Below are 744 nucleotides of genomic sequence, written 5' to 3'. Positions count from 1 at the left end.
CCTCGCTGGGGATGCTCTGGACCGCTGCCGGCGCCGGGTCCAGCTCGAGCTCCACGGCCACCGCGGGCTCACGGGCGACCCGCTGTACCGGGCCAGGCGGACCCTGCACACCGGCGCCGACCTGCTCACCGACCGGCAACGCGAACGCCTCACCGCACTGTTCGCCGACGAGGACCACGTCGAGGTCGAGGCCACCTGGGGGATCCTGCAACGGATGATCGCCGCCTACCGCGACCCCGACCGCACCTCAGGCCGAGCAGCCATGACCGCAGTGATCGAGGCTCTCCGCGAGGGCGTCCCGGCCGTACTGACCGAGCTGCGGCGGCTGGGCCGAACCCTCAACCAGCGCGCCGCCGATGTCTTGGCGTACTTCGACCGGCCCGGCACCAGCAACGGCCCAACAGAAGCCCTCAACGGCCGCCTCGAACACCTCCGAGGCTCCGCCCTCGGGTTCCGCAACCTCACCAACTACATCGCCCGCAGCCTGCTCGAGACCGGCGGCTTCAGGCCAGCCCTACACCCCCGATTGTGATGAGCCCTCAAAGTCGCTGCCGGCTGACAGGCGGGGAGCGATTCTGGGAAATACTCGCGAGTTCGGGACAGGTGGGACAGATCGGCCACTTCAGCGGCGGATTTTGGGACGAACCCTTCCCCCAGCCTCGACTCGGCGAGGCCGGCTTCAGGTTCCTGGTTGACTCCCCCCTGGACCGATCAGCGGCAGGAGCGCCTTACCTCTCCGCGGCA

Annotated in this window: 1 protein-coding gene; it reads left to right on the top strand. The window is 69.5% G+C overall.

Annotated features, from left to right (window positions below; translation table 11 throughout):
• Window positions 1-532: ISL3 family transposase (locus BN13_RS18165; RefSeq protein ID WP_048548521.1), on the top strand; the 532-nt coding region annotated here is incomplete at its 5' end.
• Window positions 533-744 lie beyond the last annotated feature (212 nt).

Source organism: Nostocoides jenkinsii Ben 74 (genome assembly GCF_001046875.1).
Classification (GTDB): Bacteria; Actinomycetota; Actinomycetes; order Actinomycetales; family Dermatophilaceae; genus Nostocoides_A; species Nostocoides_A jenkinsii.
This window is presented reverse-complemented; position numbering and strand designations above follow the sequence as displayed.